The following is an 18,290-nucleotide window of genomic DNA, read 5'->3' on the forward strand; positions in this document are numbered from 1 at the left end:
CTTACTCTACTCCTTTCATTTGTTTTTTAGGCTTGATGTATTTTTCGATAATATAGTGAGCACTTACAAAGAAGATGATCGAAGCTGTCACAATATTGACAAGTTCTGGTGGAATAGTCGCTGTGGTCATACCTGGCGCACCTGTTTGCAAGGTTCCAAGCAAGAAGGCAGCAAAGACAATCCCAATAGGGGAATTGCTAGCAAGGAGAGCCACTGCCATCCCATTAAATCCAACAGCCAAGGAACCAGCTTGAACATAAACATTCTGGAAGGTACCAATCCCTTCTACAGCTCCTCCAATCCCACAAAGGGCACCTGAAATCACCATGGAAAGGATGATGGTACGTTTAGCTGACATCCCTGCATAGTCTGAAGCATTGGGGTTAAGACCAACGGAACGGATTTCAAAACCAAGTGTTGTTTTCTTAATAATGAACCAAATAACTGCAACAGCAATCAAGGCGATAAAGATACCGATATTCATCCGTGACTTAGTCAATTCTGTCAAGAACCCTAGGCGGTAACTTGCATTTGCTCCAACTGTAATACTGGATTCAGAATCGACCATGAACTTTTTAGGGAAGTTCCGGATAATTTCATTTCCAGCAAACAGTACGATGTAGTTCATCATAATAGTAACGATGACTTCACTCGTCCCCAAAAATGCTCGCAGAAGTCCTGGAATTAAACCAATGAGACCACCGGCAATTGCAGCCACAAGGACCGTCAAAGGAATCATCAGGATACGCGGAATATCTGGGAAGGACAAAGCGAACCATACTGCCGCGATCCAACCAGCCAAGGCTTGTCCTGGTAAGCCGACATTGAAAAATCCAGCTCGACTGGCTACCGCAAATCCGAGAGCGATCAAAATCAGCGGCCCCATAGTACGGAAAATTTCACCCACATTTTTAATGGAACCAAAAGCTGTCTTGAAGAGTTCTTCATAACCCCAAAGAGCATCATAACCAAAGATCCACATGATAATGGCTCCGAGGATGATTCCTAGGATTACAGAAATAAAAGGAATAGCAATTTGTCTTGTATTTTTATTCATTTGAAGCCTCCTTGATTTCTCCACCAGCCATTAGAATACCAAGCTCTTGTTTGTTGGTCTCAGATGGCTTCACAATACCTTGGATTTTTCCATCATGAATAACAGCAATCCGGTCTGATAGATTTAGAATTTCATCTAATTCGAAGCTGACTACGAGGACGGCTTTCCCTTTATCACGTTCACCAATCAAACGTTTATGGATGTACTCAATCGCACCAACGTCCAATCCACGTGTCGGTTGGCTAACGATTAACAAATCTGGATTCCGATCAACTTCACGAGCAATAATGGCTTTTTGTTGATTTCCTCCTGATAGAGCACTTGCTGGCACAATCTCGTTGGCTGCACGAACATCAAATTCTTCCATCAACTTGCGGGCATAGGAATTAATTTGATTGTAATTTAATACACCATTTTTGCTAAGTGGTTCTTTGTAGTAAGTTTGAAGTGCGATGTTTTCAGAAAGCATCATTTCGAGCACAAGACCATCACGATGACGATCTTCAGGCACGTGGCTGACATTCATTTCCGTAATCTTACGTGGGGAAAGGCCAACAACTTCTTGTCCCTTAATTTTGATACTACCTGATTTGACTTTGCGAAGTCCGGTAATCGCCTGAATCAATTCACTCTGACCATTGCCATCAATCCCTGCAATCCCGACAATTTCACCTGCGCGAACGTCAAGAGATAGCTCTTTAACCGCAGGGACACCACGGTTTTCATTCACGACCAAGTCAGAAATTTGCAGAACTACTTCTTTAGGCTGCGCTTCTTCTTTTTCTGTTACGAAAGAAACTGAGCGCCCAACCATCATTTCCGCCAAATCTTTATTGGTAGCACCTTCGATGCCAACGGTTTGAATGGATTTCCCACGACGAATAACTGTGACACGGTCCGCAACGGCACGAATTTCATCCAGTTTGTGAGTGATAAGGATGATAGATTTCCCTTCTTTAACAAGAGTTTTCATGATTTCCATCAACTCCAAAATTTCAGCAGGAGTTAGCACTGCTGTAGGCTCGTCGAAAATCAGAATATCAGCTCCGCGATAGAGTGTCTTCAAGATTTCTACACGTTGTTGAGCCCCAACAGAAATATCTTCAACTTTTGCGGTAGGATCCACAGCCAAGCCGTAGCGTTCTGACAACTCAAGGATATCTGCATTAGCCTTTTTCAAATCTAATACACCTTTATTAGTAACTTCGCTACCAAGAATGATATTTTCTGCAACAGTGAAAGCCTCTACCAACATGAAGTGCTGGTGAACCATCCCGATCCCTAGAGAAGCAGCCTTTGAAGGAGAATCTAGTTTTTCAGATTTCCCATTGACCACAATTTCTCCGCTCGTTGGTTCCAAAAGACCAGCCAACATATTCATCAGGGTTGATTTCCCAGCTCCATTTTCACCAAGAAGTGCATGAATTTCACCTTTACGCAATTCGAGGTTGATTTTGTCGTTTGCGACAAATTCACCAAAGATTTTGGTAATTTCACGCATCTCAATGACGTTTTCGTGTGCCATTCGAATATTCCTTTCTAGAAAACTATATTTTATTTCAGTAGGACCTGCTAAACGAGTTAGTAAGTTCTATTGAGACAAAATGTCCCAACACCTCATAAAAAAGCGACCCAAGAAGGATGGATCGCTTCCGGAAGGTTTTATTTCTCAGGTGCTTTTACACTACCATCGATAATTTGTTTTTTAGCATCTTCTACTGCTTTTTTAGCATCTTCAGAAAGATTAGAAGTTGTCAAATCAACACCACCATCTTTCAAACCAAATGTGATCACTTTTCCACCTGGGAATTTGCCATCAGCAGTTTGAGTTGCGATTTCTTGAACAGTTTTACCAACTTGTTTCAAAGTTGAAGCCAATACGAAGTTAGATTCTTTACCATCTTTTGAAGTGTATTTACCTTCGTCGACTTGGTCACGGTCTACACCAATAACCCAAACTTTTTCGTCTTCATTTTTCTTCTCGTTCAAGTCTTTAGCTTCCTTGAAGACACCAGCTCCTGTACCACCAGCAGCTTGGTAAATAACGTCAGCTCCTGCAGCGTATTGTGTCGCTGCAATAGTTCTTCCTTTTTCAGGGTTGTTGAAGTCTTCAGCATATTGTACGTCTACTGAAATATCTTTGTTTACAGACTTCACGCCTGCTTCAAATCCTTTTTCAAAACGAGTGATAACTTCACCACGTGCTCCACCGATGAAACCAACTTTGTTAGTCTTAGTTGTTTTGGCAGCAGCAACCCCTGCAAGGTAAGCAGCTTCATTATCCGCAAAAACAGCAGATGCTACGTTCTTTTTGTCGCCTACAACAGAGTCAATGATAACGTAGTTGATATCAGCATTTTCATCTGCAGCAGCTGTAACAGCTGGAGCAAGTTTGTAACCAACACCGTAAACTAATTTGTAGCCGTTTGTAGCAGCTTGGCTAAAGTTATTCGCAAAATCTGCTTCACTTGTAGATTGGAAATAAGTGAATCCGTTATCTTTAGAAAGACCGTTTTCTTTACCCCAAGCTTGTAGACCTTCCCATGCAGATTGGTTAAATGATTTATCATCAACACCACCTGTGTCAGTAACGATAGCAGCTTTTAAATCAGTTTTTGCATCTGAAGAATCTTTGCGAGACGCACGATTTCCACATGCAGCAAGTCCGATTGCAGCGACAGTTACTAGACCTAGGCCTAACCATTGTTTCTTGTTCATTTCTGAACCTCCTAAATAAGATATGCAACTAAGTTGCGGATTAATGAAAGGGTCAATAGACCGCCTTTACAGAAGCTACTAGGTAAGATCTGTAAAGGAATATGGAAGCAATTCCTTGACCGTCATCACGACCGTCGATTTATCTTTGGCTACCAGAGTAACCGGTAGGTCTGGCTCGAAAAATTCAGCCATCACCTGGCGACAAGCACCACAGGGTGAAACTGGTTTTTCCGTCTGACCATAAATAATTAATTCCTTAAATGAACGCTCTCCTTCTGAAACAGCCTTAAAGATGGCTGTCCGCTCGCCACAATTGGTCAAGCCGAAGCTCGCATTTTCAATATTGACGCCTGTATAAATCTTCCCCTCATCTGTCACAAGAACAGCTCCAATTGGAAAATGAGAATAAGGTACATAAGCATTCTCACTTGTTTTTACAGCTAGGTCAATCAACTCAGTAGTCGCCATGGGCTACTTCTCCCTTCATGATGGCTACTCCTGAGGAAGTACCGATTCGGTTAGCACCCGCTTGGATCATGGCTTGAGCATCCTCATAGCTACGAGTACCACCAGATGCTTTCACTCCCATATCCGGTCCAACAACCTGGCGCATGAGAGCTACATCCTCAACAGTTGCTCCACCAGTAGAGAAGCCAGTCGAAGTTTTGACAAAGTCTGCTCCTGCCAATTTGGCAATCTGACAAGCCACTACTTTTTCAGTTTCAGTTAATAAGCAAGTTTCGATAATCACTTTTACCAAGCGATCGCCACTAGCATCCACAACGGCCTGAATGTCCTCTTCTACTAATGTCAGATTTTTTGATTTCAAGGCACCGATATTGATGACCATATCGATCTCATCGGCTCCATTTTGGATGGCATTTTGAGTTTCAAATGCTTTAACAGCTGGTGTATTTGCGCCAAGAGGGAAACCAATCACTGTACACACTTTTACATCTGAATCTCGAAGACCTTCTGCAGCGAAGTTGACCCAGGTCGGTTGGACACAAACACTTGCAAAATCATATTCTTTCGCTTCTTCGATCAAAGCCTCGATTTGTTCTTGTTGTGCATCAGGTTTTAATAATGTGTGGTCAATATATTTGTTTAATTTCATTAATAAATCTCCCCCAAATGAATTACGAAACAATTTCAATAATTTCTGAAACGCTTACAACCTTGTCTAGTATTTTAACATTTTTTTGGAATTCTGCAATGGTTTTTTGACTAATTTCTAAATTTGTATAAATAGTTGCAACAAGGTCGCCTTTTTGAACAGGATCCCCCACTTTCTTAGCAAAAACAATCCCTGTTTCATAATCTAAATCATCTGATTTGACTGCTCTGCCAGCTCCAAGACGCATAGCGAAGAGTCCGTGTTCCATCGCAGGCAAGGCTGCAATATAGCCATCCTCTTCTGCATAGACAGGCACTTGTTCTTTTACCTGAACTGGACGATAGAGATCGTCTAAATCTCCACCTTGAGCAAGGACCATTTCTTCAAACTTCTTCAGTGCTTTGCCGGCTGTCAGATGCTGCTTGATTTCTTCCAAGCTGGCCGTCACCCCACCGAGTTCCAGCATAATTTGAGCCAATTCACAAATGAAGTGAGTCACATCTTCTCTTCCTTTTCCTTGAAGAATATCTAAGGCTTCAAGAATTTCGAGACGGTTCCCGATGCTGGTTCCTAAAGGCTGGCTCATATCTGTCAAGACAGCAATGGTCTTACGACCAACAGCATTACCAAGATCTACCATGGTACGAGCCAGTTCACGCGCCTCTTCAATGGTCTTCATAAAGGCCCCTTCTCCAACGGTGACATCGAGAAGGATGGCATCCGCTCCAGCCGCAATCTTCTTACTCATGACCGAGCTGGCAATCAATGGAATTGTATCAACTGTCGCTGTTACATCCCGAAGCGCATAGAGGAGCTTATCCGCCATGACCAATTGGTCAGACTGACCGATAACAGAAAGACCAATCTCTTGCACTTGTTTAATGAACTCTTCCTGGGTCCGCTCAATTTGGAATCCTTTAATGGATTCTAGCTTATCGATGGTCCCCCCTGTATGTCCAAGACCACGACCGCTCATCTTGGCAACTGGGACGCCAAAGCTGGCCACTAGAGGTGCCAGTACAATTGTTACTTTGTCCCCTACACCACCTGTTGAGTGTTTGTCCACCTTGATGCCTTTAATAGCGGAAAGGTCGAATTGCTCCCCTGTCTCCACCATCTTCATGGTCAAATCTGAGATTTCTCGGGTCGTCATCCCCTTGAAATAAACTGCCATAGCAAAGGCAGCCATTTGATAATCAGGTACTGTTCCAGCCACATAGCCTTCGATCAACCAATGAATCTCATCTTTACTCAACTCAATGCCATCACGTTTTTTCTGAATGATATCTACAGCTCTCATGTGACTTTTTCACTCCTTAAAATATAATATCCTTTGTCTTTTTTGAGGATTTCACAATTCCCAAAGACTTCCTCCATTTTGGCCTTCGCACTCGGAGCTCCCTGTTTTTTCTGGATGACAATGGTTAAGTCTCCACCAGGATTCAAATGGTCAAAACTCCCAGAAAGCACTTGATGGACTACCTTTTTCCCAGCCCGAATGGGAGGATTACTGATAATATGATCAAAACTTCCCTCAACCTGATCATAAACATTGGATTGGAAGATCTTTGCTTCAACTTGATTTAAATCTGCGTTTTTCTGAGCTAGATCTAAAGCCCGTGTATTAACGTCTACCATAGTCGCATGGATCCCTTGGGCCTTAACCAAAGAGAGACCAAGTGGACCATAGCCGCAACCAACATCCAAAACCGTCTCTCCTTGCTGGAAGGACAAACAAGATAAGAGGACCTGACTACCAAAGTCGATCATTTTCTTACTAAAAACACCGGCATCCGTCAGAAATTTCATCCGCTCTCCTAGAAGAACCACCTGTAACTCGTGGATATCATGTTGAGCATCTGGATGTTCATCATAGTACATTTTACTCATATTAGCATTATAGCATAATTTAACCTATTTTTAAATCGTTTACAGAAGATCTCAAAACTGATATACTAAAGGTCACTATGGAGGAAAGGCTTGCAATGGATAAAGAATTTCTACACTTCGAAAAGATCAATCGACAAACTTGGCAAAATCTCCACCGGAAATCAACCCCTCCTCTATCTGAAGAGGAATTGAATTCAATCAAGAGTTTTAATGACCTCATTAGCTTACAAGATGTAACCGATATTTATTTACCCCTGACACACTTAATTCAAATCTACAAAAAAGCGAAAGAGGATTTAGCTTTCTCAAAAGGCATTTTTCTCCAACAGGAAAGTAAAAAACAGCCTTTTATGATTGGAATTTCAGGGTCTGTGGCTGTCGGCAAATCAACGACTAGTCGTCTCCTTCAAATCCTTCTTTCTCGGACCTTTTCAGATTCTACTGTTGAATTGGTGACCACCGATGGTTTCTTGTATCCCAACGCCACCTTGATTGAACAAAACATTCTCAATCGCAAGGGCTTCCCTGAAAGTTATGATATGGAGCTCCTTTTGGATTTCCTCAACCAACTCAAAAATGGTCAAAGCTATCAAATCCCCGTCTATTCTCACGAGATTTATGATATCGTCCCTGACCAGAAGCAAACCATCCAAGCTGCGGACTTCATTATCGTGGAAGGGATCAATGTCTTTCAGAATCCACAAAACGATCGTCTCTATATGACAGACTTCTTTGACTTTTCCATCTATGTGGATGCTGAGGTTGCCAATATTGAATCCTGGTATATCGATCGCTTTAAAAAGTTGTTAGACCGTGCGAAAGATGACCCAAGCAACTACTACCACCACTTTACTAAGCAACCTGAAGAAGAAGTCCTCGCCTTCGCTCATCAGGTATGGGAGTCGATCAACCTCTTAAATCTCAAAGACTATATCGAGCCCACCCGGAACCGAGCCGAACTGATCCTGCACAAATCTGCTAACCATGAGATTGACGAAATCTATCTCAAGAGATAGTGAGATATGAAGCAAAACAATCCTAGAAAAATAAGGATTCGAAGAAAAATTAGTTTGGGCTTGTCAAAAGAAAAGTTTTCAGATATAATAAGAGAGTTAGAATATCATTGGAGGTGAAATAATTGGCAAACATTAAATCAGCTATCAAACGCGCTGAATTGAACGTTAAACAAAACGAAAAAAACTCAGCTCAAAAATCAGCTATGCGTACTGCAATCAAAGCTTTTGAAGCAAACCCATCTGAAGAACTTTACCGCGCTGCTAGCTCAGCTATCGATAAAGCAGAAACTAAAGGTTTGATCCACAAAAACAAAGCTAGCCGTGATAAAGCACGTCTTGCAGCAAAACTTGGCTAATCAAGCATTGCATACAAAATGAGCTCCTCGGAGCTTTTTTTGTTGCTTCCAAATGAGGAGAAGACATGAAAATTATGATTATCGGCTATTCAGGATCTGGTAAGTCAAATTTGGCTGAAAACCTAGCCCGCTACTACTCCATTCCCAAGCTCCACATGGACACCCTTCAATTTCAACCGGGTTGGATAGACAGTGACCGGGATTGGATGGAGCAAGAAATGAAACAGTTTCTCAGCGAGCATAGAGACTGGGTTATTGATGGCAATTACTCTTGGTGCTGCTATGAGGAGAGAATGGAGCAAGCCGACCAGATTATCTTTCTCAACTTCTCTCGTTGGAACTGCCTCTATAGAGGATGGAAACGATACTGCCATTATAAAGGCCGTGTCCGTGAGAGTATGGCAGCAGGATGCCCTGAACGCTTTGACTGGGAATTCATCCGTTGGATTCTCTGGGATGGACGAACAAAAACTGCCAGAGAAAGGTATCAAAACATCCACTCCACCTACCCAAAAAAATTCATCTCTCTCAAGAACCAAAAGGAACTGGACCGTTTCCTGGATAAAGTAAAAAATGATCTACTGGAATCGAAGTAAACACTCGATCTAGTAGATCATTTTTCTTATTTTCTTTTCTTTTGAGGAAACAAGGGAAGTCCTAAAGAAGCCATCTTCTCCGCCGGCACCTTCATGCCATCCTTAATCCACTTGGCTAGGACAGAGACAATGGCTGAGCTGAGGAAGGAATTCAAATAGCTAGCTGGTCCTTGTGAGGATTTCTGACTTTTACTCCTCTTTTCCAGAAATTCATAAACGGCCTTGGTAAGCAGTTTCTCAAAATTATAATCGACGGCCAAGCTGATAATACGGGCTTCCTTCTTAGCCTCTTTAAAGAGATAGACCCAAATCTGGTACAAATCGGTCTTAAAATTGTAGCCTTCCAAAGACTTGGTAATCTTCGAAACAGTTGATTGGAAGATGGATTCGAGCAATTCTTCTTTTGACTCATAATTTCGGTAAAAAGCTGCACGAGAAACGCCTGCTCTCTCCACCAATTCTGAAATGGTAATCTTTTTCAAGTCCTTTTTATCCAACAACTGAAGCAGGGAAATCTCCAAGGATTCCCGTGTGATGGCATTGCTTTCTTGATTGGATCGCTTTAGGTTCGCTAAGGATTTTTCGAATATCTTTCTTTCTGCCATAACACTTACTTTCTATCTGTATCATCTGAATGTATCTGCTTTCAGAGAATGCAACTTCATGATATAATTGTAAAAAAAGACTAACTACTTGTCAATGTACAATTTTTTACATTTTGAGGTAATAAAAATGAAATGGAAAATTATTGCAGATTCTGGCTGTGATTATCGTACTTATGAAAGTGTTGCACCAGATACTAGCTTTGTTTCAGTTCCCCTTACCATCCAGATTGGTGAGACCATCTATACAGACGACGCCAAGCTTGATACAGATAAAATGATGGAAGATATGTATGCGACTACTACTGCTTCCAAATCAGCTTGTCCTAGTCCTGATGACTATATGAAGGCCTTCGAGGGTGCTGATAATATCATCGTTGTTACCATCACTGGTACTTTGTCTGGAAGCCACAATAGTGCTCAGGTCGCAAAAAAACTTTATCTAGAAGACCATCCTGCAAGCAATATCCATGTGATCGATAGTTTATCAGCTGGTGGTGAAGTGGACCTCCTCGTCCGCAAACTCCATCAACTCATCGCTCAAGACCTTGACTTTGATCAAGTGGTCGAAGTCATCACTAAATACCAAGAAAAAACCAAACTGATTTTTGTACTGGCTAAGGTCGATAATTTGGTTAAAAATGGTCGACTTAATAAAATTATCGGAACGGTTGTCGGCCTCTTAAACATCCGTATGGTCGGCCAAGCCAGCGATACCGGAACCCTTGAACTCCTTCATAAAGCCCGTGGCCAAAAGAAAGCTATTTCCACTACTTTTGAAGAAATGCTCAAAGCCGGCTATAAAGGTGGACACATCACCATCGCTCACCGCCGCAACGATAAATTCGTAGAACAACTCTCTGCCTTGGTCCATGAAAAATTCGCCAATGCGGATATCGAAGTTCTTCCGACCTCTGGCCTCTGTAGCTTCTATGCTGAAGAAGGTGGCCTCTTAATCGGCTATGAAATTTAACAACAAACTATAAAAGAGGCTGGGACAAAAGTCCTAGCCTCTCAATTATCTTTAGATTATCGAGCAAGACGCAGTGGTTGAGTGGGCTCTACTACGCTGATTTCATCAGCTTTTACAGCCCTACTCAACTGTGCGGAGGTGGGACGACGAAATCGAATTCTAACGAATTACCGATTTCTGTCCCACTCTCTTTTACCATAGAGATTCCCTCCGGTCAGGACCAGAGGGATTTTTTTTTATTCACCAATCTCTTGGTTAAATTTATAAAAAGTACGTTTATAGATAGAAACAGTTGCAAGAGCTCCTATAGCTGCAATGAGAAGATAAATCACACTAGCAATCAAGGTGGTGAAGGCCACAGCGGATAAATAGAAAGCAAAACCTATCAGAATCAGCATAACGATAATAAAGATAAAGATCAATAATCCTCTCAGGGCAGCATTTCCTCTATTACGGTTCATCAGATCCGTTACAGTCGACCAGTTGGTCGTTAAGAGCTTGTAGTCACGTCTAAAAGCGATCACACTCAAACTCAAACTGGTCAAAAACCAAATCAAAAGCATGGCTAGAAGGGAGAAGGGATGGACCCCAAAGTAGCAAGATACCCCTACTAAGAGCACGATCGGCAAAGCAGACTGGACCGAAAAGAGGATCCAAAATTTCTTCAAACAATAGCGTTTAAAGTCAATCGGAAGGGCACGAAGATATGCGAAATTTTCCCGCTCCAATGAGATCCCAATACTGGTCAAGCTTTCCACAGAGTTGAAGATTCCAATCATAAAAGCAATCAGCGATAAAGGAAGCAGGTATTGGGGCGTGAGGTAGTTTTCAATTTGGAGGGAAGCTCGCGATGCTCCTAAAAACAAGCCAAATGTGAACAGATAAGGGAAAATTGCCATCATGAAGATAACCTGCGTCAGCAAGGTACCATCACTCAGAAGCCGTTTATGGTAGGAAACGGTAAAGCGATGAAAGGCCTTCTGATCTCCTAGCTTCATCTGACTGACCCGCTCCTTGACCGCATGGCTAGAAGAAACCTCAAGGGCAGCATCATAGAAATGAGGCAAGACCTGACTTTTTACCAGCCAAAGGAGGACTGCTAGAACCAATACCCAAGCCAACATCCCAAGTAGAGCTCCTGAATCCAAAGGATTCAAGATAAAGGTATGGAAGACCTCTATCGGAGGAAAAATGCTGGGTTGAGTGACCAGATCACCAGCTACCGAGTGCTCTGACTGGAGCTTATTGATATAGAGATAGGCTCCAATGGAAATGAGACTACTCAATCCAATGATGAGGTTAGACACCAAACTCGTGTGTTTCTTAAAGACAGCTGATTTGGTAATCAGATGGGATAAGAACAAGGTGCCTAAAAAGAGGATGGAGAGGAGAATCAAGGCGCAAAGAAGGCCAAGAAGGAGCCCCACCAAAACATTTCCCCCTGCTTGAATAGGAAGAATGATGAAATAACTCAGCATTGGAAGCAAGGCCATCAGGAGCACTAAGATGACCGAAATACTCTTTCCTGCAATCACTTCTGCATCCGAAAAGGCATAGGGACGGTAAAATTGTAAATCCTTGCTTTCGTAAAAGACATTGTAAAAACTCATCAAGCCTTGGGATATAGCCAAGAGCGCAAAGAGCGTAATCATATTGACAAAGGGACCAGGGCTAGAGACAAAATCATTGGCACTAGAAAGTATCCCAAAAAGGAAGAGATAAAGGAGACCGATAAATATATAGGTCCGAATGGACTGGGCGGAAACATTGACTTTCCTAGTCGGATCCTTTTCCTGCTTCTTTCTAAATTTCGCTAATTGGGCAGGCTGAGTAGCGTAGATAATGTTGACGTCCACTAGGCGACGAACCATTTTAAGACGCATCTGGACTCACCTCTTCTCTTCGACCGGCCAGTCCAAGATAAATGGACTCTAGGCTTTGTTCTGGGTGTTGTCCCTTTAATTCCTCGATAGTTCCATAAAAGATGAGGTTCCCCTTCTTCAGGATGGCAATCTTATCACAGAGCTGTTCTGCTACTTCGAGGACATGGGTAGAGAAGATAACAGTGTTGCCCTTATCCGCATGCTCCCGCATCATCTGCTTCAGATCGTAAGAGGCTTGGGGATCCAAACCAGTCATGGGCTCATCTAGAACCCAGATGTCTGGATCAGATAGAAGAGCCCCGATGACAAAGACCTTCTGGCGCATCCCATGAGAGAAAGACTCAATGACCTCATAACGATGACTAGCAAAGTCAAACAGATGTAGCAAATGCTCCAAGCGGTCATCACATTCCTGCTGGCTCATATCATAAGAAGTAGCGACCAACTCCCAAAATTCATTGGCCGTCAATCGAAGGAAGAGATCTGGCGAATCGGCTACGTAGCCAATTTTCTTCTTTATTTCTAAGCGATTGCTATAGAGCTCCTTCCCATCTACTAGGATTCTACCAGTCGTCGGGGTGATGACACTGACCAGGCTCTTAATGGTCGTTGATTTTCCGGCTCCATTATGGCCGATCAAACCGACAATTTGCCCATCTTCAATGGTTAAGTTCAAATGGTTCAATGCCAGTTGACCATCGTAATCCTTGGTGACTCCTTGAAATTCAATCATAGATTCTCCTTCTCCTATTCCATTTCCCTAATGAAAGAAAGTGGTTACTTATTTTGCCTATATTTTAGTCCTCTTTTCCTCATTTGTCAATGGAAAACTTAAGTATTAAAGCAATTCCTCAAAACGGTAGAGAAGGCCAAATAGATAGTTAGGGATGGTCTCCAGGAGATCCTCCCTATAGACCCGCTCCCCTCGTTGATGGAGCTCCTTGCCCCAAGGTCCTAAATTGACCGCCGGCACTTGGATCTGGGCAATTTTTTCCAGATCCAACTCGTAGACTTGAGAAGGGGTCGCCAAACTATCCAAGACGACCTGATAGCTTGCTAGGTCTCTCTCCAAGGCACAATAACTGGTGTCACAAATGCCCATGAAGTATTCCTCCACCTTTAGGCTCAGGCCGCGTTTTCCTAAATAGTGGCGGTAATCATCCACCAGGGTGCCAATTTTGAGACTGGTGTTTGGTAAAGAACGACAGTTCATGGATGGGTAATAGGGTGGTGCAAAGCCAATGACAACCAATGGAGTCTTCTCCGCTAGGAAGTCTAAGTAAGCTTGGATCTGCTGGATGGCAATGGCCTGATAGCTGACTCCAGCTAAGAAAGCTTGGTAGGCCCTTTGCTCACATTGCTCTTGGAAGCTTGAAAAGCCTTCCTTCTTTTGGCAACGATCCAGCAATTCTTGATAGCTGATCACCCATGGCTGAGCTATCACATGTTCTTGTCCTGCTTGGTCCTGGAGGGACAGGTATTTGACATAAAACTCATCAACCGCTTCCTGGCTCAACTCCTTGATGCGTTGCAGCAATTCTTGTGGAGTCTTTTTCAGATGCAGCACACTGAAATAGCCAGCAGCATAGAGGACCGTCGATACATCATACTGGTCCTTCAAATCTCGCAGATAAGACCAAGAAGGAAGAGGAGACTGCTCTCCCAGCGCTTGGTCGGATAGGTCCGGATGGAGATCCAATTTCGAAGCGACTGCTATTAGGAGAGAGAGGGCGTTGATTCCTTTAAGAGGCTCCTTCATATGGGATAAGACCCCCTGGGCCACGACGACTGGCATGAGCTTGCCGACAGTACCGATGTGCAGGACCTTCTCCTTATCACTAGTGGCTTCAAAGGGTTCTGAATCGACCGCTAAGACATAGTCCAAGTCAAACTCATCTTTTAACTGACAGAGCAAACTTAATGCTCCTCTCATCCCACGTGAATAGGACTCCTCATCTCCCACAGATAGGTAAAGGAGGTTGACCTGACCCCCTTCTGGATCGGAGGCGTAGGCTTCTAAGACACCCAGTTGGAGCGCTAAAGCCGCCTTCATGTCACAAGAACCTCGTCCAAATTGCCATTGGCCAGAATCTAGGTCCTCCTGCATTTCTGATCGAAAATCAATGCCCTTCAAGGCTTGAACCAGTGCCTCGGAATCCAAAGCTATAGGGGCTAGGGGACCGTAATCTTCTAAATCTACCGTATCGTGGTGGTGAAAAAGGATCACTGTCTTTTTCTTGCCCTTATCGACCAAGGCCCAATTGACACTGCGATGAAGATGGTCATTGGGAAGAGGGTAGAGACCAAAGTGCTGGGGGTGACTCTTGAAATATGGAATAGACCCAATTCGTTGGTCTAGATAGTCTTCTATCTCCCTTTCTGTCTCGGTATTAGTAAAGCTCGGTATGGACATTGCCTCTTGAAAAATGGTGGCAATTTGTTCTTGGAAATGTTCTATGGATCTCAATGAAAGCCTCCTTCTGATGGACTGGATCCTTTGGTATGCTATCACCCTTGGGCGATCAGTCTGGTATTATTGATCTTCTTTGCGACGGTAGACAACTTTCCACAAGCTAGTCGCAAGGAAGGTTAGCAAGCCATAAACTGTCCAGATATTTACTGTTTCTCCAGTTTCAGGCAAGTGAGCTTCCTCCTTTTCAGGCAAGCGAGCGACACTTTCCTCTCCTTGGCTTTTGCTTTCGCTGACGTGTGCTAATTGAGCCAATTCTTCTTTCTGTTCTTTACGGAAGTCCATTTGGTCTCGTCCGACTGGTGGTTGTTGTTCCAGATGATTAGCTTGATCAGCAACAGAGACCTTACCGGCTTCTTCCACTACAGTAGGCTTCTTCTTAGCAATTGGGAGAATACGATCTGCCAAGCTTGCATATTCAGTATCCTTTTCACTTGGCTGGTAGCGGAATAAGAGCGACCGACTAGCTTCGACAGTTGGGATGGTTGTTGAAATAGAGTCTGTTTTGAAGGTCACTTCATATGGATCCGCAAAATAGATATAATCCGGATCATAGGTGTGTAGACTCAAGACCAGACGATGACCTTTTTTCACTGTATACAAGTTTGGCTGCAAGTACATGGTGTAATCATGGAATTCATTTTCTTTCACATCGATGGACTGACTAGAGCTAGCAGAGTCATAGCGAGAAGCTGGATTGGCCAGATTCATCCAACCACGCGCAATCACCACACTCTTAACCTTGTGGGTCTTATAACGTTTGAGAGGCAGAGTCTCTAGGTTGCTACCGTTCCAGTAACCTGTCTCATCGATGGTTTCTTTTTCCAGTGTGCGCGTGCTGTAGCCATCTTTATCATAGGTGATTTCTTCCTTAACGACATCAAATTCCTCATCGGAAACATCCATCAGGGTCGCACTGACATGGGCATGGTTCTTGTCTCCCTTGACAAAAGCTGCGCTAAAATGCACCGGAATATGACCTTTAATGGTCGTATCTTGGTCGACGGTGGCTGCATAGGAAGCTGCCACTTCGGAAGAATGGAAGGCTGCATCCTGGTTGCGTGTTGTCCAGTTGTTTCCCGTGCCATAATAATCCCCCGTTACCGTTACCTCTTCACGCTTGGAGTAGATCCGACCTGAGATAGCTTGATCCGTATCCCATTTGTCAAAACGGTGCCACTTGCTAGGATCCAAATTGTCCTGAGCCGTTACTTGTGGGAGATTTTCAATGCCATTTTCGATACCGTAGAGGTAATGGCTATACCAGAGATTCATCAGGTCATTAAAAGCTTGTCCTGCCACTTCTGTCCCTGACCAACGCGTGGATGGATAGATGTGATTGCCCTGGTGGAGCAAGACCTTGGGATCGATTCCTGCCTTCTTATAGGCTTCCAGCATAAGTTCGAAATGTTTAGGCTTGACGTTGTCATCATTGAGCCCTTGGATAATGAGAGGAGCTGCCTTTAAGTTGGCAGCGTTGAGCGTGTAGTCGCGTTTCGCATATTCTTCGTTATAATTATGACCATCCTTGTGTTGGAGTTCATTGAGCTTGGTGATATAGGCTGCATAGTAATCCTTGACCTTGTCCCAATCTTCCTTGTCAAGGATACGACCAGAGGTATAGACAGATAACCAGGAAAGGTCATTGGAAGCTCCTGTATCAAGGGGAGATCCTTGGCTGTTGAAATGGTCATACCAACTAGCAATCCCTGCAGCTGGCACAATGGTCTTGAGCCCTTCCACTCCAGTGGACGCTACACCAAATGTCGTCGTACCTGCCCAAGACAAGCCTGTCATAGCAACATTGCCGTTGGACCAGTCTGCCTTGACTTCGTGGTTGCTAGTCTTATCAGAGTAGGCTTTGCGTTTGCCGTTAAGCCACTCCACGATATTCTTGTATGCGGCCACTTCAAGATCAGAGCCGGTCGTATTGATCCCATCGGATCCTTTTGAGCCCAAACCACTACTGGTCACCACTGCATAGCCACGAACCAAGTAGTAATTGTACCAGTTGAGATTTTCATAGTCATAGTGTGTATAGTCATCCGAGCTTTCACGCGGATTGACATAGTACCATTCTTTTGGATCGGTCGCCTTGGCTACTTCTTCTGTCGTTACAGTTTTGCTGGCTTGGCGTTTGGCAGGTTTTTCATAGAGCTTGGCCATCTCGAAGTTTCCACCTTCTTTGAGACCAATTCCCTCTAAGGTACGCTCTTCGGTCGTCCCTGTTACATAAGGGCTAGCTTCAAAGATACTGGCAGCCTTATAGTCCCCATTGACAGCAGCTTTTGGCACCTGTACAAAGGTCTTGACTAAATCAGGTTTGCCATCTCCATCCGTATCATAGTCAGTTTCAACATAGACAATATAGCGGACGATGTCACTCTTATCATAGGAATAATGCTCAATATCATCCCCAGGTGAAAATGGGAAGACGGGCTGGGCTCGTCCATTCAAAAAAAGAGGTTTCTTCCGCTCTGCTCGGTATGCAGTATGGAGCTTTTTAGCCACTTCCACCATGCTGGAGAGATCTGTAACTGGAGCAGTACCCTCTACTCCCTCCTTGACCATTCCTAAGCTCTTAGCAAATGCCAATCGGTCTTTATCAGTTGATCCGACTTGGTTTTCCTTGGTCGAAGCCCAGTTCAAGAGGTGGTTGACAGCGTCTATCACTGTAGCTTCCTTCTTCACATCTGCCTCTGCTACTGGTTGACCTGTCACTTCTGAAAGTTCTCCTAGAGTCACTTTAGAAGCGCTAGAAACTGGAGAAGGATTCTTCTCTGCATCTGACACTTCTGCTGATTGAGGAGCATCACTAGTAGGCTGGACAGGAGCTTTTTCTGCTACAGCAGTCTCCTTGGTCGGAGAGGATTCATTTCCCGTTGTCGGCTGAATCGTTGTAGGACCTGTTTCAGCAGTCGCTTGATCCAAGTTAGGTTGATTCGTAAGCTCCTTCTTAGGAGACAGCTCCCCACTTGCTGGAACTGCATCTGAAATAGGAGTGGCTTCAACTGTACTTGGCTGTCCCACCTGGGTAGTCAAGGCTGGTTCTACACCATTCGTAGCTACTTCCTCCGCCTGGACATGGCGCGCCAAAACAACTGGACTCAGTAACAAACTTGCAAAAACAATCGAAACAAGGCTAGATTTTTTCATATACAAACTCCTTTGAAAGGTGTCGTTTTAACGGATTATCCGAAACGACAACAATAAGTAGACAAGATCATTTTTCAATAGATGCAGTAAAAACGAACCCTCCTTTCAACAACGGCATCTCCTCCTGTCAGCAAGCTAGAATTCCTCCCATCTGGTATTACGCTAGCTTTCAAACAGGATAACAACTTAACTGACAGCAGGGAAGATCCTACAGACATTCCTTCCTGTCAATCAAATGATGGAGACACTTCTTCGACTTATAGTCCCTTTTTAGACAGATTGAGCCAACTTGGACAAAACCGAAAAAAATAGTTCCTATTCATGAGGGCAAATTCCCCATTTTTCTCATGCGAGAGCTCGTTTCCAGCCCATTTATCCTTAATCCAATAAAGACAGCGTTTTCGAGAGTGCAAACCTTTGCCCTATCCTGTCATTTTTGGTAAAATAAGGCATTAT

At 43.6% G+C, this 18,290-nt stretch carries 16 protein-coding genes; 4 read left to right on the plus strand and 12 right to left on the minus strand.

Annotation, left to right across the window (positions count from 1 at the left end; genetic code table 11):
- Position 1: 1 nt before the first annotated feature.
- The 7 genes from RCH62_RS02260 to RCH62_RS02290 all read right to left on the minus strand — a co-directional run bounded on the left by RCH62_RS02260 (position 2) and on the right by RCH62_RS02290 (position 6,782).
- Positions 2-1,057, minus strand: coding sequence for an ABC transporter permease (locus RCH62_RS02260; protein WP_048687948.1), 1,056 nt, complete (start codon positions 1,055-1,057; stop codon positions 2-4).
- Positions 1,050-2,582: an ABC transporter ATP-binding protein gene (locus tag RCH62_RS02265; RefSeq protein WP_125335876.1), complete on the minus strand. Its 1,533-nt coding sequence runs from the start codon at positions 2,580-2,582 to the stop codon at positions 1,050-1,052. The genes RCH62_RS02260 and RCH62_RS02265 overlap by 8 nt, the downstream gene beginning before the upstream one ends.
- Before the next feature lie 137 nt (positions 2,583-2,719).
- Positions 2,720-3,775 carry a BMP family protein gene (locus RCH62_RS02270; RefSeq protein WP_048687944.1) on the minus strand — a complete coding sequence of 352 codons (1,056 nt, stop codon included), beginning with the start codon at positions 3,773-3,775 and terminating at the stop codon, positions 2,720-2,722.
- Positions 3,776-3,853: 78 nt separating this feature from the next.
- Positions 3,854-4,243 carry a cytidine deaminase gene (locus RCH62_RS02275; RefSeq protein WP_048687941.1) on the minus strand — a complete coding sequence of 130 codons (390 nt, stop codon included), beginning with the start codon at positions 4,241-4,243 and terminating at the stop codon, positions 3,854-3,856.
- The gene (deoC, locus tag RCH62_RS02280) at positions 4,230-4,892 is read right to left on the minus strand and encodes a deoxyribose-phosphate aldolase (protein WP_061564122.1); all 663 of its coding nucleotides are present in this window, start codon (positions 4,890-4,892) and stop codon (positions 4,230-4,232) included. Before deoC ends, RCH62_RS02275 begins: the two co-directional genes overlap by 14 nt.
- A gap of 22 nt (positions 4,893-4,914) precedes the next feature.
- A complete protein-coding gene (locus tag RCH62_RS02285; protein WP_125335879.1) occupies positions 4,915-6,192 on the minus strand; it encodes a pyrimidine-nucleoside phosphorylase in 1,278 nt (425 codons plus the stop codon).
- On the minus strand, positions 6,189-6,782 hold the full coding sequence (locus RCH62_RS02290; protein WP_123160424.1) for a class I SAM-dependent methyltransferase: 594 nt from the start codon (positions 6,780-6,782) through the stop codon (positions 6,189-6,191). The genes RCH62_RS02285 and RCH62_RS02290 overlap by 4 nt, the downstream gene beginning before the upstream one ends.
- A 95-nt stretch (positions 6,783-6,877) precedes the next feature.
- Between RCH62_RS02290 and coaA the strand changes: the two genes are divergently transcribed.
- From coaA to RCH62_RS02305, 3 genes are all read left to right on the plus strand, one after another.
- Positions 6,878-7,798, plus strand: a complete 921-nt coding sequence (gene coaA, locus RCH62_RS02295) for a type I pantothenate kinase (protein WP_125335883.1) — start codon at positions 6,878-6,880, stop codon at positions 7,796-7,798.
- Positions 7,799-7,920: 122 nt separating this feature from the next.
- A complete protein-coding gene (gene rpsT, locus RCH62_RS02300) occupies positions 7,921-8,154 on the plus strand; it encodes a 30S ribosomal protein S20 (protein WP_001274004.1) in 234 nt (77 codons plus the stop codon).
- Between the two features lie 65 nt (positions 8,155-8,219).
- Positions 8,220-8,750: a DNA topology modulation protein gene (locus tag RCH62_RS02305; RefSeq protein WP_125335886.1), complete on the plus strand. Its 531-nt coding sequence runs from the start codon at positions 8,220-8,222 to the stop codon at positions 8,748-8,750.
- A gap of 26 nt (positions 8,751-8,776) precedes the next feature.
- Here the strand turns inward: RCH62_RS02305 and RCH62_RS02310 are convergent, their stop codons facing one another.
- The gene (locus RCH62_RS02310) at positions 8,777-9,355 is read right to left on the minus strand and encodes a TetR/AcrR family transcriptional regulator (protein ID WP_306474522.1); all 579 of its coding nucleotides are present in this window, start codon (positions 9,353-9,355) and stop codon (positions 8,777-8,779) included.
- Between the two features lie 127 nt (positions 9,356-9,482).
- On the opposite strand from RCH62_RS02310, the gene RCH62_RS02315 reads away from it, so the two are divergent.
- On the plus strand, positions 9,483-10,325 hold the full coding sequence (locus RCH62_RS02315; protein WP_306474523.1) for a DegV family protein: 843 nt from the start codon (positions 9,483-9,485) through the stop codon (positions 10,323-10,325).
- 236 nt (positions 10,326-10,561) lie between these two features.
- On the opposite strand, the gene RCH62_RS02320 is transcribed toward RCH62_RS02315, so the two are convergent.
- From RCH62_RS02320 to RCH62_RS02335, 4 genes are all read right to left on the minus strand, one after another.
- Positions 10,562-12,208, minus strand: coding sequence for a hypothetical protein (locus tag RCH62_RS02320; RefSeq protein WP_306474524.1), 1,647 nt, complete (start codon positions 12,206-12,208; stop codon positions 10,562-10,564).
- Positions 12,198-12,941 (minus strand): ABC transporter ATP-binding protein, encoded by a 744-nt coding sequence (locus RCH62_RS02325; RefSeq protein ID WP_236127893.1) that lies wholly within the window; start codon positions 12,939-12,941, stop codon positions 12,198-12,200. Before RCH62_RS02325 ends, RCH62_RS02320 begins: the two co-directional genes overlap by 11 nt.
- A 105-nt stretch (positions 12,942-13,046) precedes the next feature.
- Positions 13,047-14,621 carry a M20/M25/M40 family metallo-hydrolase gene (locus RCH62_RS02330; protein WP_306474535.1) on the minus strand — a complete coding sequence of 525 codons (1,575 nt, stop codon included), beginning with the start codon at positions 14,619-14,621 and terminating at the stop codon, positions 13,047-13,049.
- A gap of 120 nt (positions 14,622-14,741) precedes the next feature.
- The gene (locus RCH62_RS02335) at positions 14,742-17,834 is read right to left on the minus strand and encodes a CocE/NonD family hydrolase (RefSeq protein ID WP_306474525.1); all 3,093 of its coding nucleotides are present in this window, start codon (positions 17,832-17,834) and stop codon (positions 14,742-14,744) included.
- Positions 17,835-18,290 lie beyond the last annotated feature (456 nt).

It is taken from the genome of Streptococcus sp., assembly GCF_030825805.1.
Taxonomy (GTDB): Bacteria; Bacillota; Bacilli; order Lactobacillales; family Streptococcaceae; genus Streptococcus.